Source organism: Paraburkholderia sp. GW821-FHT02A12 (genome assembly GCF_059422005.1).
Genome location: NZ_JBWKWA010000001.1, coordinates 1,589,837 through 1,614,418, shown reverse-complemented (window position 1 = coordinate 1,614,418; position 24,582 = coordinate 1,589,837). Strand labels below are relative to the sequence as shown.

19 protein-coding genes are annotated in these 24,582 nt (G+C 61.7%); 4 read left to right on the top strand and 15 right to left on the bottom strand.

What is annotated here, in order from left to right:
* Window positions 1–3 precede the first annotated feature (3 nt).
* Window positions 4–1,926, bottom strand: a complete 1,923-nt coding sequence (locus AC07WT_RS07155) for an extracellular solute-binding protein (RefSeq protein ID WP_494946546.1) — start codon at window positions 1,924–1,926, stop codon at window positions 4–6.
* Window positions 1,927–2,082: 156 nt separating this feature from the next.
* Between AC07WT_RS07155 and fabI the strand changes: the two genes are divergently transcribed.
* Window positions 2,083–2,874, top strand: a complete 792-nt coding sequence (gene fabI / locus AC07WT_RS07150; protein ID WP_494946545.1) for an enoyl-ACP reductase FabI — start codon at window positions 2,083–2,085, stop codon at window positions 2,872–2,874.
* Between the two features lie 128 nt (window positions 2,875–3,002).
* Here fabI and AC07WT_RS07145 read toward each other — a convergent pair whose 3' ends face one another.
* Window positions 3,003–3,350 (bottom strand): hypothetical protein, encoded by a 348-nt coding sequence (locus AC07WT_RS07145; RefSeq protein ID WP_492596064.1) that lies wholly within the window; start codon window positions 3,348–3,350, stop codon window positions 3,003–3,005.
* 696 nt (window positions 3,351–4,046) lie between these two features.
* Between AC07WT_RS07145 and AC07WT_RS07140 the strand changes: the two genes are divergently transcribed.
* The 3 genes from AC07WT_RS07140 to AC07WT_RS07130 are packed head-to-tail and all read left to right on the top strand — an operon-like array spanning window position 4,047 to window position 9,026.
* The gene (locus AC07WT_RS07140; RefSeq protein WP_494946544.1) at window positions 4,047–5,333 is read left to right on the top strand and encodes an MFS transporter; all 1,287 of its coding nucleotides are present in this window, start codon (window positions 4,047–4,049) and stop codon (window positions 5,331–5,333) included.
* Between the two features lie 19 nt (window positions 5,334–5,352).
* Window positions 5,353–7,785 (top strand): glycoside hydrolase family 31 protein, encoded by a 2,433-nt coding sequence (locus AC07WT_RS07135; RefSeq protein ID WP_494946543.1) that lies wholly within the window; start codon window positions 5,353–5,355, stop codon window positions 7,783–7,785.
* Window positions 7,786–7,838: 53 nt separating this feature from the next.
* On the top strand, window positions 7,839–9,026 hold the full coding sequence (locus tag AC07WT_RS07130) for a porin (protein ID WP_494946542.1): 1,188 nt from the start codon (window positions 7,839–7,841) through the stop codon (window positions 9,024–9,026).
* 44 nt (window positions 9,027–9,070) lie between these two features.
* Here AC07WT_RS07130 and AC07WT_RS07125 read toward each other — a convergent pair whose 3' ends face one another.
* From AC07WT_RS07125 to AC07WT_RS07065, 13 genes are all read right to left on the bottom strand, one after another.
* Window positions 9,071–9,319, bottom strand: a complete 249-nt coding sequence (locus AC07WT_RS07125) for a hypothetical protein (RefSeq protein WP_494946541.1) — start codon at window positions 9,317–9,319, stop codon at window positions 9,071–9,073.
* A gap of 96 nt (window positions 9,320–9,415) precedes the next feature.
* Window positions 9,416–11,281, bottom strand: a complete 1,866-nt coding sequence (locus tag AC07WT_RS07120; RefSeq protein WP_494948389.1) for a putative bifunctional diguanylate cyclase/phosphodiesterase — start codon at window positions 11,279–11,281, stop codon at window positions 9,416–9,418.
* Window positions 11,282–11,319: 38 nt separating this feature from the next.
* Window positions 11,320–11,850, bottom strand: coding sequence for a YfiR family protein (locus AC07WT_RS07115; protein ID WP_494946540.1), 531 nt, complete (start codon window positions 11,848–11,850; stop codon window positions 11,320–11,322).
* Window position 11,851: 1 nt separating this feature from the next.
* Window positions 11,852–13,708 (bottom strand): TonB-dependent receptor plug domain-containing protein, encoded by a 1,857-nt coding sequence (locus tag AC07WT_RS07110; RefSeq protein ID WP_494946539.1) that lies wholly within the window; start codon window positions 13,706–13,708, stop codon window positions 11,852–11,854.
* Between the two features lie 1,074 nt (window positions 13,709–14,782).
* Complete coding sequence (locus AC07WT_RS07105; protein ID WP_494946538.1) at window positions 14,783–15,967, bottom strand: methionine adenosyltransferase; 1,185 nt, start codon at window positions 15,965–15,967, stop codon at window positions 14,783–14,785.
* A 108-nt stretch (window positions 15,968–16,075) separates the two neighbouring features.
* Window positions 16,076–18,481 (bottom strand): heavy metal translocating P-type ATPase, encoded by a 2,406-nt coding sequence (locus AC07WT_RS07100; protein WP_494946537.1) that lies wholly within the window; start codon window positions 18,479–18,481, stop codon window positions 16,076–16,078.
* 243 nt (window positions 18,482–18,724) lie between these two features.
* On the bottom strand, window positions 18,725–20,617 hold the full coding sequence (ftsH, locus tag AC07WT_RS07095) for an ATP-dependent zinc metalloprotease FtsH (RefSeq protein WP_494946536.1): 1,893 nt from the start codon (window positions 20,615–20,617) through the stop codon (window positions 18,725–18,727).
* Window positions 20,618–20,629: 12 nt separating this feature from the next.
* The gene (locus tag AC07WT_RS07090) at window positions 20,630–21,304 is read right to left on the bottom strand and encodes a methyltransferase family protein (protein ID WP_494946535.1); all 675 of its coding nucleotides are present in this window, start codon (window positions 21,302–21,304) and stop codon (window positions 20,630–20,632) included.
* A gap of 26 nt (window positions 21,305–21,330) precedes the next feature.
* Entirely contained in the window at window positions 21,331–21,600 is a 270-nt protein-coding gene (locus AC07WT_RS07085) for a DUF2933 domain-containing protein (RefSeq protein WP_494946534.1), read from the bottom strand.
* A 184-nt stretch (window positions 21,601–21,784) separates the two neighbouring features.
* Window positions 21,785–22,255, bottom strand: a complete 471-nt coding sequence (locus AC07WT_RS07080) for a hypothetical protein (protein WP_494946533.1) — start codon at window positions 22,253–22,255, stop codon at window positions 21,785–21,787.
* A 66-nt stretch (window positions 22,256–22,321) separates the two neighbouring features.
* Entirely contained in the window at window positions 22,322–22,819 is a 498-nt protein-coding gene (locus tag AC07WT_RS07075; RefSeq protein ID WP_494948388.1) for a TPM domain-containing protein, read from the bottom strand.
* A gap of 1 nt (window position 22,820) precedes the next feature.
* Window positions 22,821–23,669 carry a TPM domain-containing protein gene (locus tag AC07WT_RS07070; RefSeq protein WP_494946532.1) on the bottom strand — a complete coding sequence of 283 codons (849 nt, stop codon included), beginning with the start codon at window positions 23,667–23,669 and terminating at the stop codon, window positions 22,821–22,823.
* Window positions 23,666–24,295, bottom strand: a complete 630-nt coding sequence (locus tag AC07WT_RS07065) for a LemA family protein (RefSeq protein ID WP_494946531.1) — start codon at window positions 24,293–24,295, stop codon at window positions 23,666–23,668. The genes AC07WT_RS07070 and AC07WT_RS07065 overlap by 4 nt, the downstream gene beginning before the upstream one ends.
* Window positions 24,296–24,582 lie beyond the last annotated feature (287 nt).

The window sequence follows — 24,582 nt, the reverse complement described above, 5'->3', positions numbered from 1 at the left end:
CGGCTATGGCTGCGCATACCACCACGTCGACGTGATCCAGCCTTCCGCTGAATAGTACAAGGGCAGCGTCTGCGGCCACGCAAGGCCGCGCTTGAACGCCACCCGGTGCGTCGCGCTGTACCAGTGCGGCACTACATAGTAGCCATGCATCAGCACACGGTCGAGCGCGTGCGTTGCGTCGACCAGTTGCTCGCGTGTCTGCGCATGCACGAGCGCATTCAGGATCGCATCCACAGCCGGCGATTTCAGGCCGACCATATTGTCCGAGCCCGTAGTGTCCGCGGCCTTGCTGCCGAAGCGGTCGATCTGCTCCGAACCGGGCACCTGCACGTCCGGCATGCGGATTGTGGTCGTGTCGAAATCGAAAGCGTCGAGACGCTTCTGATAGACCGCAAAATCGGACACGCGAAACGTCGCGGTGATACCAAGCTTCTGCAGATTGCGGATGAAGGTCGCGACGATCGGCTCCATTGACGAGGACGAACCCGCATCGTCGAGGATCTCGAAGCGGAACGGCTCGCCTTTGGCGTTACGCAACGCGCCGTCGCGATAGGTCCAGCCGGCCTGCTGCAGCAACGCACGCGCTTGCAGCAGATTGGCGCGCAGCGAACCGGGCGGATCGGTGTCCGGCTGTTTCGGCGGCGGGCCGAACACGGCCGGGTCGAGTTTCGAACGCCACGGTTCAAGCAAAGCCAACTCGCCCGGCGATGGCAGCCCCTTCGCCTGCAAATCGGTGTTGGCAAAGAAGCTGTCGATGCGCGTGTACTGATTGAAGAACAACTGGCGGTTCAGCCATTGAAAGTCGAGCGTGAGATCGAGCGCCTTGCGTACGCGCACATCCTGGAACAACGGCCGCCGCGTGTTCAGCATGAAACCCTGCATGCCGGTGCCGTTATGTTGCGCAAACTCGCGCTTGATCAGCTCGCCGCTGTCGAACTTCTTGCCGACGTCGCGCCGCACCCAATTGCGCGCGACGTACTCCACCAGCGCATCGTACTCGCCCGCCTTGAACGCCTCGAGCCGCGCCGTGCTATCCGAATACAGCTTGTAGACAATGCGCTCGAAGTTGTTCGTGCCGACGCGCACCGGCAACGCCGCACCCCAATAATTCGGATCGCGCCGGTACGTAATCGTGCGGCCGTTGTCGTACTGCTCGATCAGATAGGGCCCGCTGCCGATCGGTTTTTCAAACGCCAGTTGATCGAACGCAATCCGGCTGCCGTCCGGTTTCATCCCCCACTTGCGCGAAAACACCGGCATCCCGCCCGCCAGCAAAGGCAACTCGCGATTGCGTTGACGAAACTCGAAGCGGATCGTTTGCGGATCGATCACCACCGCACGCGTGATCTCGCCGAAGATCGACGCGAATTGCGGCGCGGCTTGCGGGCTCTTCAACGTGTCGAGAGAAAACTTGACGTCGGCGGCGGTGACCGGATCGCCGTTCGAGAAGCGCGCGCGCGGGTTGATGTGGAAGGTCGTCGAAAGGCCGTCGGGCGCGATGCTGATGTCGTCGGCAAGCAGGCCGTACGCGGAGGCCACTTCGTCGCTGCTGCCGGTCGTCAGGCTTTCGAACAGCAGATTGACGCCCGGCGCGGTATTGCCGCGCAGCGTGAACGGATTGAATTTGTCGAAGCTGGTGAGCCGGCTCGGATTGGCCAGCACTAGCGTGCCGCCCTTCGGCGCGTCCGGATTGACGTAGTCGAAGTGTTTGAAACCGGCCGGATATTTCGGTTCGCCGTATTGGGCGATCGCGTAGACGGCATGAGCCTGCGGCGCGGCGAGCCATGCCCACGCGCTGCACAGTGCGACGGCGAACCTCGTCCTGAATGAGCGCGGCACAACCGGTAGACCGACACGCGAGAGCCTGTGAATCATGCCGCACCGAGGTGCACGAGGCGCTTGAACCCGTCGCGAGCCAGTTGTCATAGGGGCCTTGTTGGTCAGAGGGCGGTTGCAATGTGAGAGAATTCTACCTAATTAAATCCACACAATCCGCACCTGCGCGCTGGCGACATGCGCAGGCCCGGCATCCGGGCGCGTGACGTCCTCGTGTGCGGCGCACAGACCTTATTAGGAGAATTCATGGGCTTCCTCGCTGGTAAACGAATCTTGCTGACCGGCCTGCTGTCGAACCGTTCGATCGCATACGGCATTGCGCAAGCCTGCAAGCGCGAAGGCGCCGAACTGGCGTTCACGTATGTCGGCGAACGTTTCAAGGACCGCATTACCGAGTTCGCCACCGAGTTCGGCAGCAACCTCGTATTCCCGTGCGACGTCGCCGACGACGCGCAGATCGACGCCCTCTTCGCGTCGCTGAAAGAGCACTGGGACGGCCTCGACGGCATCGTTCACTCGATCGGCTTTGCGCCGCGCGAAGCGATTGCCGGCGACTTCCTCGACGGCATGACGCGCGAAAATTTCCGCATCGCGCATGACATCTCCGCGTACAGTTTCCCGGCGCTCGCCAAAGCCGCGCAATCGATGCTGACGCCGGATGCGTCACTGCTCACGCTGAGCTACCTGGGTGCCGAACGCGCTATCCCGAACTACAACACGATGGGTCTCGCCAAGGCATCGCTCGAGGCGAGCGTGCGTTATCTGGCGGTGTCGCTCGGCGCGAAGGGTGTACGCGTGAACGGCATTTCGGCGGGCCCGATCAAGACGCTGGCCGCAAGCGGCATCAAGGGCTTTGGCAAGATTCTCGAATTCGTCGAAGGTAACGCGCCGCTCAAGCGTAATGTGACGATCGAACAGGTCGGCAACACGGCGGCGTTCCTGCTGTCGGATCTGGCGGCCGGCGTGACGGCGGAGATCGTGCACGTCGACAGCGGCTTTAACGCCGTGGTCGGCGGCATGGCTGCCGTAGCCGAATAAATGTGCATGCGTTGACGCGAGTCGACGACCCGGCCGCTTTGTACCGGCAATGAAAAACCGCCCTTTCCCGGGCGGTTTTTTTCGGCTCGACGATGGACGATGGCCGGCTCTGCAGCGCCATTGGCGGCTTAGTGCCAGCCGCGACGATTGTCGTAGTGGTCGCGACCGTAGTCGTAACGGCCCGGCGGATGACGGCGATACCAGTCGTTACGCGCCCAGTAGCGGCGGCCATCCCAGTAGCGGTCGCCATGCCAGCCGATCACGATGGCCGGGCCGCCGTAATACACCGGCGCGGGCTGATAGACGACGGGCGGCGGAGGCGGAGGCGGCGGTGCATAGACCGGTGCTGGCGCGACATAAACCGGCGCAGGAATGCCGATGTTGACACCGATGTTGACCCCACCGGCCATTGCAGCACCTGAGGCGCCCAACGCGAAAACCCCGAGCAGAAGTGGAACAAGACGAGCGGACTTCATCGATCACCCTTTTTGAGAACGTGTTGTTGGGCGAAATATAGCGCAAGGCCGCGCCCCGCGTATTTCAAGTTTGTAATAACTGATGCACTACATCGCGTAGCTCGCCGCCCGGTTACGTCTCGTTACAAAGGACAGGGGTTGGTGAAAAAAGCGTGGGAAATCCAGGCGCCAACTTCTCGACCCGCGGCGCATCGCTGGCGGCATTATCGGCGCCCCGCGATCGATAGGATATCGAAGCATTGCTGCGGCAAGCGCAATATCCCGATAGACATCCGAATGCACCTTCGTCATCGCCCCGGTAGCACCTTGCCCACTCTCCAACCGACGCGGCGCGTCCCGTAACGGCCACGCGCAATCGCATAGCGTCGCCGTTGCCCGGCAAGTCTCCGCCTCCGATCGCACGGTCGATCGCACAAACCTCACTCACACAAACGAACATTTGGTGTTCGAAAGAACATTTACGCAAAAATCAAATGTGAGCAGTCGTCAGACTTCTTTGAAATATTGATCAGCGAGAATCGCCTGTTTCTACGGCTATTTCAAAGTAATCAGCACGTTAAACCATGGTTTTCCCTGGTAGTTCAGCGCCAGCCAAGTGATACGATGACTGACACAAAAAGCAGGAAAATGTTCGAATTCGCGCATACCTGCCTTTCCCACCGGACAGGCGGCAGACACATTGGGTAGGAGACAAAGTTGAAAACAATCATCGGTTTGCGCTGGTGGATCATTGCGCTCGTTTGCCTTGGGACGATCGTCAACTATCTGTCGCGCAATGCACTCGGCGTGATGGCGCCCGAGTTGACGAAGCTGCTGCACATGAGCACGCAGCAGTATTCGTATGTGGTCGGCGCGTTTCAGGTCGGCTATACGCTGATGCAGCCGGTATGCGGCCTCATCATCGATCTGATCGGTTTGCGGCTCGGCTTTGCCCTGTTCGCCTGCCTATGGTCGATGACCGGCGTGCTGCATGGCTTTGCGAGCGGCTGGCTGTCGCTGGCGGCGTTACGCGGGTTAATGGGTCTGACCGAAGCCGTCGCCATTCCGGCCGGTATGAAGGTTGTCGCCGAATGGTTCCCCAATCGTGAAAAGTCAGTGGCGGTGGGCTACTTCAATGCGGGCACGTCGCTCGGTTCGCTGCTCGCCCCGCCGCTCGTCGTCTTCCTGTCCTTGAGGTATGGCTGGCAAAGCGCGTTTGCCGTGACGGGTGCGCTCGGCTTCGTCTGGGCCGCCGTCTGGTACGTGCTCTATCGCTCGCCGACCGACCACGCGCGCATCAGCGAAGCGGAGCGCGAGACGATCATCGGCGGACAAACCCCGCCCGCGCAGCAGCGGCGCAGCATCCGCGAGGTGCTCAGCACGCGCCGGTTCTGGGCTATCGCACAAGCGCGTTTCTTCGCGGAACCCGCATGGCAAACCTTCAGCTTCTGGATTCCCCTCTACCTCGCGACCCAGCGCCACATGGATCTGAAGCAGATCGCGTTGTTCGCGTGGCTGCCGTTTCTCGCCGCCGACCTGGGCGGGCTGTTCGGTGGCTATCTTTCGCCGTTCCTGATGAAGCATCTGCGCGTGCCGCTGATCTGGTCGCGTATTGCGGGTGTCGTGCTCGGCGCCTTCATGATGATCGGGCCGGCGTGCATAGGACTGGTCGCCTCACCGTATCAGGCGATTGCGCTCTTCTGCGTGGGCGGCTTCGCGCATCAGATGATCTCGGCGCTCGTCAATACGCTCGCGGCCGATGTGTTCGACCCCAGCGAGGTCGGCACCGTGGCCGGCTTTGCGGGAATGTCCGCGTGGATCGGCGGCCTCGGTTTTTCGCTGCTCGTCGGCGCGCTGGCCGATTCGATCGGCTACACGCCGCTATTCGGCGCCCTCGGCGCGTTCGACCTGATCGGCGCCACGCTGCTGGTGATCCTGATGCGCGGCGTGTCGCGTGACGCGCGCCCGCGTCAAGTGGACAACGGCGCCAGCACCACAGCCTGACCTCACTTCAAGACATATCATGAGTTCATTGAAGAATATGAAACATCGGCCGCGCTTTTCGCTATCTGCCCACGCCGGCAATCGCATCGTGCTGGCCGCGCAAGACAATTGCCGGATCGAACTGTTCGTACTCGCCGACGACATCATTCGCGTGCTCGTCCTGCCGGACGGCGAGCCACACGGACCGCGAACCTGGGCCATCGCGCCGGGCGCGGACGACGTTCCGCTCGAAGGCCGCGACCGCCGCGACATGAGCGGCTTCATCCCGCCTTCATTCGAAGTGTCGAGCGACGCCGGCCACATCATCGTCGAAACGGCGTGCATCCGCCTGACGGTCGAGCTCGATGGCGGGTTCTGCTCGTGGGAGATCCTGCACGGCGCGGCATGGCATCACGTGATGAGCGACCGGAAGACCCAGGCGTACAACTTCGGCTGGTGGGACGCACGCGTGTATCACTACATCGAGCGCCGTCGCGGCGAAATGTACGTCGGTCTCGGCGAGCGCGCCGGGTCGCTGGATCGCGCGAATCAGAGCTACGAAATGCGCAACATCGATGCAATGGGTTATAGCGCACGCACTACGGATCCGCTCTACAAGCACATCCCGTTCTACGTGACGTGGCAACCGGAAACGTCGACGGGATTCGGTCTGTTCTACGACACGCTTGCCGACTGCCGCTTCGACATGGGCCGCGAGCTCGACAACTATCATGGGCACTACCGGCACTTTGTCGCCGGGCATGGCGATCTCGACTATTACTTCATCGCGTCGGCGGGCACGCCGTTGCATGCGGTACGGCGTTTTACGTGGCTGACCGGACGTCCCGCGTGGATGCCGAAGTGGGGGCTGGGCTACTCCGGTTCGACGATGAGCTATACCGACGCGCCCAATGCGCAGCACCGCATGAGCGAATTCATCGAACGATGCAGCGAGCACGACGTGTTGTGCGATTCGTTCCATCTTTCGTCGGGCTACACGTCGATCGGTGCGAAGCGCTATGTGTTCAACTGGAACCACGAGAAGTTTCCGGATATCGACGGCTTCGTGCGGGGTTATCTCGAGCATGGCGTGCGTCTGTGCGCGAACATCAAGCCGTGTCTGCTGCAGGATCATCCGGCGTTCGACGAAGTGGCGCGAGCCGGCCTGCTGATCGAATCGCGCGACGGCAATCCGGCGTGGGTGCAGTTCTGGGACGAAGTCGGCGCGTATCTGGACTTCACGAATCCCGACACCATCGAATGGTGGAAGGCGCGCGTGAAAGACAGCCTGTTGAAACACGGCGTCGCGGCGACCTGGAACGACAACAACGAGTTCGAGATCTGGTCGCCCGATGCGATGGCCCAAGGCTTCGGCCAGCCGTATCCGGCGCATCAGGCAAAGGTGCTGCAAACGCAACTGATGATGCGCGCGTCGCGCGACGCGCAGCGCGAACACGCGCCCGACCGGCGGCCGTTCCTCGTGTCCCGTTCGGGCGGCGTAGGCATGCACCGTTATGTACAGACGTGGTCCGGCGACAACTACACGTCATGGGAAACGCTGCGTTACAACCTGAAGATGGGTCTCGGGCTCGCGATGTCCGGCGTGTCGAACAGCGGCCACGATATCGGCGGATTCTCCGGCCCCGCGCCGGGCCCGGAACTGTTCGCGCGGTGGGTCGCCTTCGGCATCTTCCTGCCGCGCTTCAGCATTCATTCGTGGAACGACGACGGCACGGTCAACGAACCGTGGATGCATCCCGAAGTCACGCAACAGGTAGCCAGCCTGCTCAAACTGCGCTACCGGCTCATTCCTTACCTGTACGAGTTGCTATGGCAGTCGCACTGCGCGTACGAACCGGTATTGCGCCCGATGTTCGCGGAGTTTCCGCACGACCCGTGCTGTCTCGCCGACGGCGACGACATGATGCTCGGTTCGTCGATGCTGGTCGCACCGGTCGTCGAGGCAGGCCAGTCGACACGCGACGTTTATTTGCCGGCAGGCGGGCGCTGGGTGTCGTACTGGAGCGGCGAGGCGTTCGAGGGCGCCCAGACGGTGAGCTTGCCCGCCCCCTTCGACCAGCCGGTCGTATTGCTGCGGGAAGGCAGCGTGATTCCGCTGAACGTTGCTGAACAACACTTCGGCCGTCCCGCCGATGAGCGCGCCTTCATCGCCGTGCCGTTCGCGGGCACCGGCACCGCTCGCGGCCGCTGCGTCGAAGACGATGGCGAAAGCGAAGCCTGGCGTAAAGGCGCGCAAGGCCGCTGGAATGTCACGATCACGAGCGACGCGAGCACCCTGCGCATTTCGGTCGAGCGCGAAGGCTGGATGCAGCAGGCGCAGCCGGAAATCCAGATCCTCGTGCCGGCGGACGAAGTGCGCCAGGCCGTCTGCGATGGCCGTGCGCTGCTGGCCGACCACACGGCCGACGGCTGGCGCTGCCTGACGATTTCCATGACCACTGAGAAGCCCTGAATAACCGACCTGAAGGACAAAGGTCGCCTATCCAATCCGGAGACCCGCAAACCATGAACTCATTGAAGCGCTCACGTGCACGTACACTCGTCCTCTCATGCCTGCCCGTTGCGGGCACGTTGCTGTCAGCAGGCGCGTCGGCGCAAAGCAGCGTCACGTTATACGGCGTCGTCGATAACGCGTTCGCCTATGTCAGCAATCAGCGCGGACACTCGAACTTCTACATGAGCCAGGGCAACCTGCAGGCGAGCAAGTTCGGCCTGCTCGGTGCGGAGGACCTGGGCGCCGGCACGAAGGCGATTTTCCGGCTCGAAAGCGGCTTCAACTCGCTGACTGGCGCGCAAAGTAGCTCAGGCTTCATTTTCAACCGACAGGCATACGTCGGGCTGAGCAACGACAAATACGGGACGGTGACACTCGGCCGCCAATACACGCCCTACTTCCAGATGGTCGGCGCACTCGGACCAACGGGCGTGCTGACGGGCGCGACAGGCGCGCACCCCGGCGACCTCGACGCTCTCGACACGACGCTGCGCCTCAACAATTCGGCAACCTACCTTTCGCCGAACATCGCGGGCTTGCAGGTCAGCGCGCAGTACGGCCTCGGCGGCGTCCCCGGCAGCGTGGCTAACGGCAGCCATTTCAGCGCGGCGTTTCGCTACGACTACCAGCCTTTTTCGATCGCCGCAGGCTACGTGAAACTGAAAGACATCGCAACGAGCCAGGCGCTCGGCAGCTACGCCGTCAACTCGCCGGTGAACAGCGGCTATGCGACAGCACGCAGCGCGCAGCTGTTCGCCGCGGCGGCCCGCTACACGCACGAAGACCTGATGGTCGGCGTGAACTATTCGAACGTGCAGTACACGCCAGGCTCCGGCTCGCTGTTCGCCAACGAAGGCGTGTTCAACACGTACGGCGTGATTTCCACCTACCGGATCACGCCGGCCGTGATTGTCGGCGCAGGATACAGCTACACGCAGGCAAGCAAAGCGAATGGCATCAGCGATCCGGCGCGCTATCACCAGATTTCGCTCGAACAGACCTACAGCCTGTCCACCCGCACCACGTTGTACGCGCTGGAAGCGTATCAGCATGCGCGGGGCAAGACGTTGGTCGCGGCGGGCAGCACGGGGACGAGTGTGACTAACGCTGTCGCTGTGGTCGGCGACTCGCAGAATACGACGCCGTCTTCGGGACCGTCGCAATTCGTCGGCATGGTGGGATTGCGTCACGCGTTCTGAGCGCTGCCGGCGGTACATACGCACCGCCATGCTCACGTTACACGTCACGCGATCCGCTCGGACGATGTGATCGTGTCAGCGACCGGGATACGCACCCGCACCACGGCACCGCGTCCCCGTTTGCTCACGACGACCATCTCGCCGCTGCCCCCCAGCGTACGCTCGCGCATGCCGACGAGGCCAAAAGTGTTCTGCTTGCGGATGTTCTGCACATCGAACCCGATACCGTTGTCCTTGATTTCGATGACGAATGCTTCCGGTTCGCAGCGAAACACCAAGTCGACGCAAGGCAAGCAGAGTTCTGGGCAGGCGTGTTCTACGGTTTCTGGCGTAGAGCGTCGCGAGATACGGTCTGAATGGCACGTAATCGAGCGGCTCTCGGACTCCAGTCATTCGATCCTGCAATCGGCTGCGGCGGCGACGGCAGATCCATCCGCCTTCCGGACGACCTCTGCCATTTCCGCAAAAGATATCGGACGACCGGTCAGAAACCCCTGGACGATATCGCACCCGGCATCGCGTAACCAGGCAAGTTGCGCAGGGTACTCGACGCCTTCGGCCACGACCGTGAGGCCAAAGCTGTGCGCCATCGAGATAATCGCGGTCACAATGGGCTGCCCCGCTTGCGGTAGCGCCTTCACGAAGCTTCGGTCGATCTTGAGCTGACTGAGCGGAAACGACTGCAGGTAGGATAGTGACGAGTAACCCGTGCCAAAGTCGTCGATAGACAAGCGTATCCCTTTAGCGCGCAACTGCGTCATCACATTCACCGCAACGGCCATGTTGGCCATGAGCAGGCTCTCGGTGAGTTCGAGTTCGAGCAGATCCGCCGGCAGCGCATTCTCATTTAGTGCGTCGAGCACGTCACGTTGAAATCGGGGCTCTCGAAGCTGCCGTGCGGATACGTTCACCGACACGCTGACCGAATTGCGTGCATCTGTGTTCCAGCGCGCGGCATCCCGACAGGCGCGCCGCATCACCCATCGTCCCAAGGCGACGATGAGCTCGCTGTTCTCCGCAATCGGGACGAATTCCATCGGCGGAATGTTGCCGTCCGATGGATGAGTCCACCGCACAAGTGCTTCCGCGCCGACCAGGCGCCCCGTCTGGCAATCGTATTGAGGCTGATACGCCAATTCGAGCGCGTCCTGTTCAATGGCATGCCTCAGTTCACGTTCGAGCCGGGCACGCCGCTGCGCATCCGTCGTCATCTGCGGCCTGAACTCCACAGCGACATTTTTCCCGCTGCTTTTCGCGGCGTACAAGGCGATGTCCGCGCTGCTGACGAGCGAAGCGACGTCCGCTGCGTCGTCGGGGAACTGGCTGAATCCCACGCTTGCTGTCACCCGAACGTCGGCACCATGCAGTTCAAACGATCGGGCCAGCATGGTCGTGATGCGCTCGGCGGTATGGCGGCTTCCATGACGGTCGGCATCGTCGATGGCGAGCACCGCGAATTCGTCGCCGCCAATGCGGCTGACGACATCCGAGGAGCGAACCGCGGCGCGCAGCGCGCCTGCCACGGAACGCAGCAATTCGTCGCCTGCGCCATGACCCAGCGTGTCGTTGACGGTCTTGAAGTTGTCGAGGTCGATCAGGATCAGCGCCAAATGCTCGTTGCCCCCAGGCCGCAGCCGTGCGGCCAGCGCCTCGTAAAACGCACGGCGGTTCGGCAGACCCGTCAGGGGGTCCGTGTTCGCGAGGTATTCGAGTTCCCGCTCGGCCGCGAAGACACGCGCTTTCATGCGCGAAGTGACGACAGACGATACCCAAAGCGCGCCTGCACAAGCTGAGATCAGAAAGCCGGCATAGCGCCAAAGCTCATGAACCATGCCTTCAGTGCTGGCAACGAGCACGACTGTGCCCAGCGTCTCGCCATCGTGAATGACCGGCGTTGCAACGAAGACATCGCTCAGCGTGAAGTGATCCCGCACCATGGCCCTGCTGAGCGTCCCTTCATTGGCCTCATACTCCGAGATGCCTGCTCTGGCATAACGCGCATGCAGGGTTCCCTTCGGATTGAACACCACGACGCTCTCGACGTAAGGCACGTTGGCAAGCGGCCGGAGTATTTCGGTCGTGGCCTGAACGTCATGAAACATCAGCGACGCGGTGATATTGGCCGACACCATTGCCGCCTGCAGGCGGGCGTCGGCAGTGAGCGCGGATCGCAACGACAGTGCCTGGTAGGCAAGCAAACCGGCACTGGAGATCAGCAACGCGATGGCGATGCCGGCAATATTGACTCGCCCCATCGCACGCGTCAGATTGGGTGCGGGTTCCTCGCGCGAGGTCATAAGACGCTCCTTGCAAGACGGAGCAGCTTGGAACTGAGCGTCAGATGCCGGTGCAGCGCCTGCTGGTTTTCGATGTCGAAGCGAAGATGATTTTCGTCAGTGAAGAGGCGGATGATGGCCGTATGGTCGCCGGTATCGAAATCGCTAACGACAAGAACCGGTTGATCCGACGCGAGAACTTCCTTCACCGCGCCGGGAATGGAGGCGCCGCTTTCCAGTACGACGACATTGCATCGGCATTGACTGCTCCTGGTGGGCAAAGGGACGACGGACCACAACCGGCCGCCCTCGTTTCGCCCGTCAAGTTTGGCCAGCGCGGCGCCCAGATCGCTGTCCCGGTTTGCGCACACGACAAGTGAGGCGTCGGACAGACTTCCCGACGGCCATGTCGTGAACTCGGTGAAGTTGAAGATATACGCGGCCTTCAATGCGGACTCGTCCACCTGCGCGTACGCCGATAAGGTGATCAGCTCCGAGATCACGAAGGCTAGCATGCTGGCAGCGCGGAAGGGACTGGCGGAGCGCATGTCAGAACCCGTACACCAGCTTGACGAGGAACTCCCGGCTCTGCTGGGCGATGACTTCCTGCGTAAAGCCCGGGCCGGCCGGGTCCGCGTAGCGCGCGTTGGTCACGTTGTAGACGGAGAACGACAGATCCGTGTGTTCGATCAGGCGTGAGCTGCCTACCGTCACGTTGCCGAGGCAGTAACCGGCCGCGTGTCCCTGGTCCGCGAGCCGGCTGGAAACGCACCGGATCTCCGCGCCAATGCGCGCGGCATTGGCGTAGACGGGCATCACAACGTTCAGCTTGAACAGGTTCCGCGGCGAGTTTTGCAGGATGGCTCCGGAGTTGCTGTCGCGAGCGATCTGCCATGAATAGCTGGCGCGGATCCGCGCGCCGCCGGCAAATTTCTGCTCGTAGCTCAGTTCGGCGCCATCCGCGTTCGCACGACTCAGGTTCTCGAAAATGTACAGGCCCGACGACGGGTCAAGAATCTCCGAGATCAGGTCGCGGATGTCGTAGTGGAATAGCGAAAGAGTTGCCCTGCCCGAGACGCCGATTTCCCGTTCGTAGATGAATTCGTTGGTGGTGATGTGCTCGGCCTTGAGCGACGGGTTAGCCAGCTGTCCGCCGACGCCCGGGACCGCGTAGTAGAGTTCGTAGGCGTTAGGCGCCCGATACGCCAGGCCATAGACGAACTTGAAGGTGTCTCTGGGGGTAGCCTTGTAGGCAAGCGCCACGCGGGGGCTGATGTTGCCGCCGGAGACGGTCTCCTTGTCATAGCGTAGCCCGGCGTTAAGTGAAAAATTTGCCGGTAACTGCAGTTCGTCTTCGGCGTAGACGCCCTCCCGATTGCTGCTGTGCCTGTTGTCGAGAATGACCACGTAGGGATCGACGTTATAGTTGTACTGGTCGCGCTGGGCATCGCGTGTGTAGTCCATTCCGAAGACCATCTTGTTCCCCGGAATAGAGGTGATGGTGGCGTGCACGTCGCCTCCGTACCAGAGCGCGTGATCGCCGTCGACATTTGCCACCGGGCCGGGCGCATAAAGGCTCGGGCTGCGGTAGTCGTAGCGCCCCCAGTAGACTTCCGCTGCGAGCTGCAAGCCGTCATTTACCGCATGATGGAACGAACCATTAATGAAGCTGTGCGTGTCCGTGGTGCTATAAGGCGAATTGAACAGCGTGCCATATGGCGCATTCGGCACGCCCTTGGTGCGGTTGCTGTAGCCCATGCTCAGGCCGAAATCCCCGTAAGCAAATTTGGCAAGAAAGTTCTGGACGCGGTTGTAGTCCAGACCTTGCGCGACGCCGTTGTTTTGATCCGGTGTGTCGAATTCCGGGTAATACAGGTCCTGCCCACTCCGGTCATAAGCGCTCGCAGAGAGCACCAGATCTGCGCCGTTACTGCCGTGCCAGCCGTAACTCGCCCGTGCATGCTTCTCGCCGAAACTGCCTGCGGCGACCGCCACCTGGACGCCCTTAAGCGACTGCCCGGTTTTGGTGATCACATTCACGATGCCGAATAGGGCATTCGAACCGTACACCGCCGATCCCGGGCCCGGAACATATTCGATCCGCTCGACCATATCCATGTCGACCGGGAAGTCGGTACCGATCGGTGCCTGGTCGTAGACGGCGTCGTTCAGCCGGACACCATCGACCAGAAGCAGAAAGCGGCTATTGTAGTCACCGGGCCGCTGGAAGCCACGCGCGCCAAGATACGCATAGTCGCGATCATAGGTGACGTAAAGCCCCGGCAACGACGCCAATGCATCGGCGAGCGTTCTCCATCCGAAATCCTGGATGTCTTTGGCCGTGAGCACGAAGACAGCGGCAGGGGCATCCGAGATCGGTTGCGTGAGCCGGGTTGCCGTGCTCACCGTTTCCTGCATCAGCACCTCAAGCGGCAAGGTTGCCAGGTCTGTGTCCGCGGTCCTTCCGCTGTCAGTGCCCTGATGGGGGCCGGTGGCCGGCGGCGCGTCAGCGGACCATCCCGGCGCGCAGACACCGGCAAGCAGCGCAAAGCTTGAAATTCGCAGAAAAGGCAGAACTATGCGCGAACGCTCACTCAAACCAGACATTTCGGGAAGTCTTATTCAAAGCTCTTGCGTAAAGGGATGCGTCTTCTGCACTTTTATCGACCTGGCGATAGCGGTCTTTAGTCACGCATGCGCTGCCGCTTTGGGTAGGCGATGCGGTGCCGGCGCCGACATTTTTTTCCTACGCTTAGGGCTTCTTAGGTTGACGTCGGTAAGCTACCCTTCACCCCGATCACGAGCGCTACGCAGGCGCCAAGCGTTACTACGGTTTCGAATCTGATTGTGCGCACCAAGTTGCTCACGTCGTTCCCTTCAAAGGATTCATATCGAATTTTTTGGCGAATATGCAAGCAGCCTTGCTGCTTATACGTATGTCGTCAACGAGCGAAGATTGCTGAAGTGAAATCGTCGTAAGGTCAATCTGGATTTGTTGTAGGTTTATCCTTAATAACTTTGCGCAAAGCGGCCAATGGCCTTGTCGGATAAGACACCGTCTAACGACTCCAGATGCGTATCGCCAAGCCAAGCAGGAAAGGCAGATGGGGCCAGGCAGGTACCCCTGCAGCGACTGCTGACCCGCTCGCACAGCGGCCAAATGGAAAGGGATGGAGGCGATGCAACAGCACGGATATCGTACGTTGCCGCTTCGGCGGGTCTGCATCGTAAGCGCCCGGGGAAGGCATCTTGATCGCGTTAGGCGCGAAGGCGAGGATCGTGTCCATCTAAATTTTTGATGGACAGATGTGCACGATGGATGAGACCGAGGCGATGCAGGAGGTTGTGCAACCGACGCGACGTCGGCGGCATAGCAAGGAGTTCAAGGCACTGCATTGATAGCGACGGACGCCGAGAGCCCGGCCGGTCCCACACGGCGGGCAGATTGCGCACTACTCACCGCCGAGCGCGAATCCCGGATTAGCGCTCAACGGCGTAACCGCCCCTGCGACGCGCGTCGCTGCACGGTGCACATTCAGCTTGAACACACTGACGGCCTGGACCAGCGTCGCGGCCTGCTCGCGCATCGATTCGGTCGCAGCAGCGGCCTCTTCGACAAGCGACGCGTTCTGCTGCGTGACCTCCCTGTGCGACGCGTTCCTGTACACCGCGATGCTGCCCTGGAGAGAGTCCACCGGGCGCTCGGACGTCTACCGCCGCTAGTTGAGGCCGGTCGATCGGGCTTCCGATGGTGGACAGCAAGCGGACCGTCACGTCAGTTACGCCATCCACCTCGTTCAGAATGCGCTGCGCCAACTGGTGCGCGAGCACGTTATACAGCTTCCCGACATGAGAAGCTGGATTCTTACCCGCCGCCGCCTCAAGCGACATCGGACGATAGGGTGTGATCAAGCCGTTGACACGGTTACCACGACCCACTTCGCCATCGTCTCCCTGCTCGGCGCTTAGACCCGTTACCGTCAGATAGAGCCCGGCTTCGTCGCGAGCATGGGGATCATCCAGCGTATTGATCTGAAGCATGCAGGTTTGTCCCAGGCATTCGTCGACTCGTTGGGTGACACTAGCCTTCACAGCAAAATAATCTTCAAGGTTTCCTACCCAACGATCGATGAAGGCAACCGCGAGCGTGATGTCCATGCGGTCGCCAACGCGCTTGCCCATAACCTTGAAATCCCGCCCGAGCGCCGGAAACGCGGAGCGCAAATTGTCGGAGTTCAGGATCTCCGCCACGGACAGCACCTGTCGTTCGAGACGCGACAACGGAGCGTAACCGACACCGAAGGACGTGTCGTTGGCGAGCGGCATTGCCGCCGCACCATTCACGCGACGTAAACTCGGTGCGCTCGCGCGCACCACGGGCTCCACGCCAATCACGCTCGTGCCGAGGTCCAGCGTCGCTTTCAGGTGATCGTAATGGAGAACGGGGGAATGTCTGAACCGGTGGCATACAAAACCCGAGCCGCAAGGCTGCCATCCAAACCCCCAACGCGTCTGCCGCACCGAACTGAGGAAGGGGCAGTAGCCGAACCTTTTGCGCCTGCATTGTCCGCCCCCCCGTTTTGCGAACCGCTCGTCTACCTGCGGGGACGTCTGCGAACCGAGCGTGCTCTTCTCGGATGCTTTGCGCCAGCGCGCCGACAACATGATCGCCCACGGGCGCGCCGGCAAGCCGCCGTTGCTCGACTTTGACTACAAGATGCTGCGAGACGCACGGCGCTTTGAGCATTCCAGCGAAGCTGGACACGAAGATGCCTAGACTTTCACCGCCCGCAACCGGAGCGCATTCCCGATCACCGACACGGAACTCAACGCCATCGCGGCACTCGCGATAATGGGACTGAGCAGGATCCCCAACCACGGATAAAGGACGCCGGCGGCGATCGGGATGCCGATCACGTTGTAGGCGAACGCGAAAAACAGGTTTTGCCGAATGTTCTTCATCGTGCCAACGCTCAATGCGCGCGCTTTCGCGATGCCGCGCAAGTCGCCCTTGACAAGCACCACGTGTGCGCTGCTCATTGCGACATCCGTCCCGGTTCCCATCGCAATGCCGACATTGGCTTGCGCAAGGGCAGGTGCATCGTTGACGCCATCGCCTGCCATCGCGACGATGCGCCCCTGGTTCTGCAACTCCTGGACGTGCTTGTATTTGTCCTGCGGCAATACGCCTGCTTTGACACCATCGAGCGAGAGCGCCTTTGCGACCGCGTTGGCGGTCACCGGATTATCGCCGGTGAGCATGATGATTTTCACGCCGGACTCGCGCAGCAGCCGGATCGCTTCGGGCGTCGTGCCTTTGACTGAATCGGCGACCCCGATGCAGCCAGCCAGTTTGCCGTCGACGGACAGGTACATCACGGTCTGCCCCTGTTCGCGCAGAGTTTCGGCTCGCTCATTCAGCACCGTAAGGCCGACGTGGTTATTCTCCATCAGATGCGCATTCCCGAGCAGCACTGCATGGCCGTCAATGTCGCCCGTCACTCCCTTGCCGGGCACTGCGGCGAAATCCCGCACCTCCCGGATCGTCGCATGGGTAGCCTTCGCCCGGCTGATGATGGCCTGCGCTAGCGGATGTTCGCTCAGCCCTTCAAGACTTGCCGAGTATGACAACACGTCGACGTCCGACATGCCGGCGAGCACTTCGACGGCCTGTACTTGCGGTTTGCCCTCGGTCAACGTGCCGGTCTTGTCGACCACTAACGTGTCGACCCTTTCCATCAGTTCGAGCGCCTCTGCATCCTTGATCAGCACGCCCTCTTTCGCGCCCCGGCCGACACCGACGATGATCGAAACGGGTGTCGCCAGTCCGAGTGCACAGGGACACGCGATAATCAGCACGCTGATCGCGACCACCAGCGCATGCGCAAGCGCGGGCGCCGGCCCAACCAGTGCCCACACCGCAAATGACAACGCAGCGATCCCCAGTACGGCGAGCACGAACCACCCCGACACCTTATCGGCCAGCTTCTGGATCGGGGCGCGCGAGCGGCTCGCGTCGGCCACCATCTGGACGATCCTCGCGAGCAGCGTCTCGGAGCCGACCCTTTCCGCGCGCATCAAGAACGAACCGGTCTGGTTCACGGTGGCACCGGTCACCTTGCTACCGGCCCCCTTCTCGGCGGGTATCGACTCACCGGTAATCATCGACTCGTCGATGCTCGATTGACCTTCGATGACCACGCCATCAACCGGCACCTTCGAGCCGGGCTTCACGCGCAGCAGATCGCCGACTGCCACGGCATCGAGTCCCACTTCCTCCTCGGTGCCGTCCGCGTTGACCCGAAACGCCGTGTTCGGCGCAAGACTGAGCAGATCCCGGATCGCACTCGACGTGCGTGACCGGGCGCGCAGCTCGAGAACCTGACCGAGCAGAATGAGCGTCACGATCACTGACGCCGCTTCAAAGTAGAGCGGAAGCTCGTTACCTTGCCGGAAAGCCTGCGGCAATTGCGCAGGGAAGAATAAGGCGAAGATGCTGAAAGCATAGGCGACTGCCACACCCAGCCCGATCAGGCTGAACATGTTGAGTTGCCATGTCACGAACGAGCGCCAGCCGCGTTCCAGAAACGGCCATCCCGCCCATAGCACGACCGGCGTCGCGAGCAGTGCCTGTGCACACTGCGCCCAGGTCGCCGACATCAGGTGGGGCCAGCCCAGGTTGTCACCAAGGCGATTGAGAAGTGCGCCGAGATCGAGCGACGGCAGCGCAGCGCCCATCGTGATTGACAGGAGCGGTATCGACAGCACCAGCGCAACCCAGAACCGGCGTGTCATCGATTCCAGTTCGGGATTGCGTTCCTCGGTCGCCGCCGGCATGACGGGCTCGAGCGTCATCCCGCAGATAGGGCAGTTACCCGGAGCCGGTTGACGCACCTGCGGGTGCATCGGGCAGGTATAAACGACACTAGGTTTTGCCTCGGACACCGGCTCGGGGCGGTCCGATACGTGAATATATTTCGTCGGCTCCGCCCGAAAAGAATCGGCGCACTTTGCACTGCAAAAATAGTAGGTTGTCCCCTGAAAGTCGGTGGAGCGGGCGCTAGCTGAACTGACGCGCATTCCGCAAACGGGGTCTGTGACATCCGCCCTTGCTGCTGTCAAAGCGCCTCCGACACGCGCCTCTGGGTGGTGGTGATGGGCAATATGTTCGTCTTGCATGGAAACTCCACTCGAGGATCAGTGCGCGTGCCCGACTGGCGCCTCAGCCGGATCTCGTGCCGAGGTGTAGCGTGTACTTCTTAAATTCCACCAGCCTGTAGTCATATTGTGGGAATTTACGACGCGCAGGCGTAGTGCGTTGGCGAGTCTGCAATTCAAGTGAACATCAACGCGTCACGCCAATGCTCAGGCACGGAGACGACCGACGATCTCTGTGACGCATTCGAGTCTCCGCCGGGAGGTTCATATGCTTACCTCGACGGTCGCAGTCGCCCCGTCGCGAACGGCCGTGTGTTCGCCCGTAAGCCGCCTCGCGAGTGCGTGTAGGTCGTCGCCAGACATCGTTTCCTTGGCGAGCAGATCGCCTGCAGCCTCGTTGAGCAGCGCGCGGTTTGCCGTCAGAATGGATGACGCCTTCTGGAACGCCGCGTCAATCAGCTCACGCACGGCGGTGTCGATGGCAGTCGCCGTCTGCTCGCCGTATTGCCGGGGGCGCCAGTCCGTGCCGGCTGGCATACCCAGCGCAGAGACGCTTTCCGGTTCATAGGCGACCTGGCCGAGCTTCGGGTCCATGCCATAGCGCACGACCATGCTGCGGGCGATGTCGCTGGCCCTGGCGAGATCGTCGGCCGCACCTGTGGACACTTCTTCGAAGACAAGGCTTTCGGCCGCGCGCCCGCCAAGCAGCACCGCCATCCGGTTCATCAGCTCGGCGCGGTCCATCAGGAAGCGGTCCTCGATGGGGCGTTGAATCGTGTAGCCAAGCGCTGCGATGCCGCGGGGAATAATCGAGATCTTCTGCACGGGGTCGACGCCGGGCAGCGCCATCGCTACCAGCGCGTGCCCCATCTCGTGGTGGGCCACGACCTCCCGCTCATGCGGATTGAGCAGACGGTTGCGCTTCTCGAGCCCGGCCACGATCCGCTCAATTGCCTGCGTGAAGTCGTCCAGGGTGACGTCCGCTGCGTTGCGACGCGTCGCGAGCAGGGCCGCCTCGTTGACGAGGTTGGCCAGATCCGCGCCGGAAAATCCCGGAGTGAGCGCGGCGATGTCTTCGACAGGGACGCCCGAGGCCAGCCTGATCTTCCTCAGATGGACGGCGAGGATTTCACAGCGCCCTTTTTTGTCCGGCCGGTCGACCAGAACCTGCCGATCGAAGCGTCCCGCCCGCAGCAACGCGGGGTCGAGAATCTCTGGCCGGTTGGTCGCGGCGAGCAGCACCACGCCGATCGACGTATCAAAGCCGTCCAGCTCGCTCAGCAGCTGGTTCAGGGTTTGTTCCTTTTCATCGTGACCGCCGCCACCGGGCAGAGCACTGCCACGCGCGCGGCCGAGTGCGTCGAGTTCGTCAATGAACACGATGGCTGGCGCATGCTGGCGCGCCTGCTCAAAAAGATCGCGCACGCGCGCCGCGCCAACACCAACGAACATCTCGACAAACTCCGAGCCCGAGATCGAAAAAAACGCCACGCCCGCCTCACCGGCGACGGCCCGGGCCAACAACGTCTTGCCGGTACCGGGCGGCCCGACCAGCAGGACTCCCTTCGGCACGTGTGCGCCGAGCCTGCCGTAACTTCGTGGATCTTTCAGGAAGGACACCACCTCCTTCAGTTCATCCTTGGCTTCGTCGACGCCCGCGACATCGGCAAACGTGACCTTGGTGTCCTTCTCGACGTAGATCTTCGCCTTGCTCTTGCCGATCGCCATCATGCCGCCCGCTCCGCCCCCCATGGCCATCGGACGGATGAGAAACATCCAGACCAGGGCAAACCCGATGGCCGGCATCAGCCAGCCCAGGATTGTCGGAAGCAGGCCGGGCGAGGGTTCACCGGAAAACACCAGATTGGCCCTGGCGAGCTCCTGCGCAAGCCCCGGCTCGACCCGAAGCGTCGAAAAATGCTGCGGCTTGCCGGCCTCGACGTCCCTGGCCGTCACGTCCTTGTAGGTGCCGGTAATCTGAGTTGGCCCAATGACGAGGTCCGTCACCTTGCCCTGGCTCACCAGCTGCTGAAATTCGCTATACGGGATCGTCTTGATGTGATCGGGTTTGACGAAGAAGCTCTGGATCATCATCACCGCCAGAAACGCGGCGACGATATAGAGGACGTTGATCTGATGCTCCCGCTTCATTTCCATGACGCGCCTCTATCAGTCTGGTCCGGCCGGGCCGTGCGTCGAGCCGCCGTGGCGAGCGCCGAGCCGCGGAATGAATGCCGGCACGTCGTCCATGTATTGGTGATACGCCGGCCCGAACCCGGTCATCGACTCCCGTTCCTCGGCGCGCGCCAGTCGCACGTACATGAAGACGAGAACGGGGAACATCACCAGGGTCAGCAAGGTCGGCCATTGCAGCAGAAAGCCGAACATGACCAGCACGAAGCCGTCATATTGCGGATGTCGTATGTGCGCATAGACGCCGGTCGTCGCGAGCGTGTGGCGACGCTGTGCGGCGTAAAGGACCTGCCAGCCTGCCGAAATAAGCCAGAAACCGCCGCCGATGAAGGCGAAGCTCAGCAGATGAAATGGACCGAAGTGCGGGTTCGTTTTCCAGCCGAACATCATTTCCAGCAGGTGCCCGGCGTCGTGCGAAAACCAGTTCACCTGTGGGTAGTGACTCTGCAGCCAGCCCGAGAGCAGATAGATCGTCAGCGGAAACCCGTACATTTCCGTGAACAGCGCGATGAGGAAGGCGCTGAACGCGCTGAACGAGCGCCAGTCCCGTTTCGTCTTCGGCTTGAAGAAGGTGAACGCAAAGAGGATGAAGATGGCCGAGTTGACGACGGCCAGCAACCACAAACCGTAAGCGGGGGGATTGTCATGCATGGCAGGCTCCAGGCGAATGCCGGCGATCAGTGCTGGTGAGGGGGCGTGTTCTCGGGACGATCCGCGGCTCTGTCGCTGGAGTATTCGCTGTCATCATGTCCGCCGTGACCGTGGTGCATGAAGAGATGCATCAGCGGGTACGCGAGGATAAAGAGGAAGGGCCACCAACCGTACAGGTGCGCCCGGTGCTCCGTCACCAGATAGAATCCGCCGATGGCCAGAAACCCAATCAGCACAAGGTTGGCACGCGAGACAGAGAAGCCGCCCGGTTTGCGATCGCGATTCTCGTGTTCCATCTCGACCTCCGCAGTCGCAGGGCACCGAATATAGTGAACACAGGCTATGCCCGGGCGAAAAGACGCTCTTGATTCAGATCAATCGTTAGGGTGCGCGGACTGCATCCAGCGGAAGGAGCGACCGCGCTGCCAGGCCGCAAAGCTCGCTGCGCAGACACGCGCATTCTGCATCGGCAATGCGCACTCAGTGGGTCGAATGGCATCGCAATGTGTTGAGGCCAGAACAGACGAGCGCTACGGCCCACACAGCCGTGAGCGCCAATAGGGCGAACCGGAAATGTGACCCGATCAGCACATTCACGACCGACATCAGTGCGGTAGTCAGGATGCCGGCCAGCGCAGCCACTAGGACAGCGTACGGCTTACGCTCTGCGAATGCGCCCAGCGCCAGATGCACGAGCAGCACCCCGGTGCCGCCGACGTAGCCGCCCAGGACAGCGAAAACCCATCCAAGCCAGAGCGTGAGCCGGGGTGCTGCGGTCCGTAGTTGTTCGCTGGACACCGCCATGTAGTGCAGGTCTTCCGGCAGCAGAGGCGGTCGAACGAATATAAAATAGAGGCCGATCAGAATCATCGCCGCGCCGACTGCAGCAAGAAGCCAGGCGTTCAGAGGCCGACGTATTTTGGGGTGTTTCCGGGCCGCGACGGCTGACATCGGCCTAACTCCTGATGAGCTGCCCATGCGGTCGATCACGGTCCTCCGCGAGCCGAGCGGCCTGGATCAGAGTATTGCTGGGGTGTCCGGCAATTCGTTTGCTGAGTTCCGATGCGCTGGAAAGTGGCGCTTGAGGAGCTGCGCGGTCGCCTGGATCCCGCTGATCGCCCCGTCGCGGTACGCGCCCTTCCGAAAAGCCTCTTCCATCGTGTGGCAAATCGCCTGCCACTCCTGCGAACCGACCTTCGCGTGCACGCCGCGATCGGCCACGATCTCGACGCCGCGATCAGCCAGCAGTACGTAAATCAGCACACCGTTGTTGTACTCGGTATCCCAGACCCGCAATTGCGAGAACACTTCGACAGCTCGGTCTCGCGCCGATTGCCCGTTGAATAGCGCCGTGCTGTGGAGTGCGCCTTCGATTGCGAAGCAGACCTCGCCGACGTGTTCGGCATCGCAAGCCTTGATTGCCTTTTCGATCGCGATCAGGGTGTCACGTGGAAACGCCGTATTGACCTTTCCATGGGTGGTAAAGAGGTGTCTGACGATTCGCTTGATGTTCATCTCACCACCTGCCTGACGCGCCACCGCCACCAAAGCCGCCGCCGCCACCGCCGAATCCGCCGCGTCCAGATCCGCCGCCACGGCGCCCGAGGCCGTAGGTTCCAACATAGCTCCCTATGCCCCCGCTGGTCAGCGTGAACAGGAAGGCGATCGCGCCTGCCACGATCGTTGCTGCGAGGCCAGCCGCCAACAACCAGCCAATCACGGCCACGACACCGCCGGCCACGGCGGCTCCGGGCAATCGGCCGAGCATCGATCGCAGGGCGCTGCCAAACACGATCGCCAGCATGAAAATGACGGGCGCAAATCGCCAGACGTTGGGGGGGCCTTCCCCTTTACGCGACTGCGGGGGCGGCAACGACTCCCCGTCGGCCACCCGGATCAACTGATCGATTCCTGCCGTAATGCCACCGGAGAAGTCGCCTTCCCGGAATCGCGGCACAATGATCTCGTTGATGATCCGGTTGCTGATCGCGTCGTTGAGCGCGCCCTCCAGGCCGTAACCGACCTCGATGCGCAGCGTGCGGTCATTTTTCGCGACGATGAGCAACGCCCCATCGTCCACCTTCTTGCGTCCCAGCTTCCATTGATCAACCACACGCAGCGAGTACTGCTCGATGGTCTCCGGCTCCGTGGTGGGAACGATCAGAACGGCGATCTGGGTGCCCTTTCTGCTCTCGAAAGCCTGCAGCGTCTGTTCGAGCTCACTCACCTGGTCACTTGTGAGCGTGCCGGTCTGGTCCGTGACGCGAGCCGTCAGAGGCGGCACGGCGACCTGCGCCATGGCACCCGAGGAGCCGCACAGCGCAACGCCGATGACCAGCGCCAGAAGAACTTTAAGCGCATTCAATTGGTGGCTCCCGCCGCCGGCTGGGCTTTCCCGGGTGTAGCGCCGAAATCGACGCGCGGGGGTTTGGCGATTTCCGCCTCGTTGGTCACGGAAAAATTGGGTTTCTCCTTGTAGCCGAAGGCCATCGCCGTCAGGTTGGACGGAAACGACCGGATGGTAACGTTGTAGTCCTGAACCGCCTTTATATAGCGGTCGCGGGCAACGGTGATCCTGTTCTCCGTCCCTTCCAGTTGTGCCTGCAGGTCACGAAAGTTGGCATCGGACTTCAGTTGCGGATAGTTCTCCGAGACGACCAGCAGCCGGGAGAGCGACGAAGTCAGTTGTCCCTGGGCCGCCTGGAACTTCGCGAATTCGTCTGGATTATTGAGTAGTTCCGGGGATGCCTGAATTGAGCCGACGCGAGCGCGGGCTTCGGTAACCTGCGTGAGCACGTCCCGCTCCTGTCTGGCGTATCCCTTGACGGTGTTGACCAGGTTCGGCACAAGGTCAGCACGACGCTGATATTGGTTGACGACCTCGGACCAACTCGCCTTGATCTGTTCGTCCTGAGTTTGCACGGTGTTGTAGCCGCAGCCTGCGAGGCCTAGTGTCAGGAGCGCCGCCACGACCAGCCATATTTTTCGCATTCTGGATCTCCAGTATTTTGTCGGGGCGTTAGCAAGAAGCCGCTTGGTCGCCACGTTCAACCGGTCAAGCGCCTGAGGCCCGCTGCGCCGTCGAGCGAAATCGCATCTTTCGACGCCTGCACCACCTATCGTGCGAGTGCATTCATCTGCGCGAATTGACGTAGCTCAACGAAATCCGTGTTCCGACGTCGCATAGATGCCGTCAAGGCACCCAGGTTGAGCGGCTGGCACAGATTGGGTTGCGGCCGGCATCAAGCGGTTGACACACGTTGCTCGGCCAGGCCGGC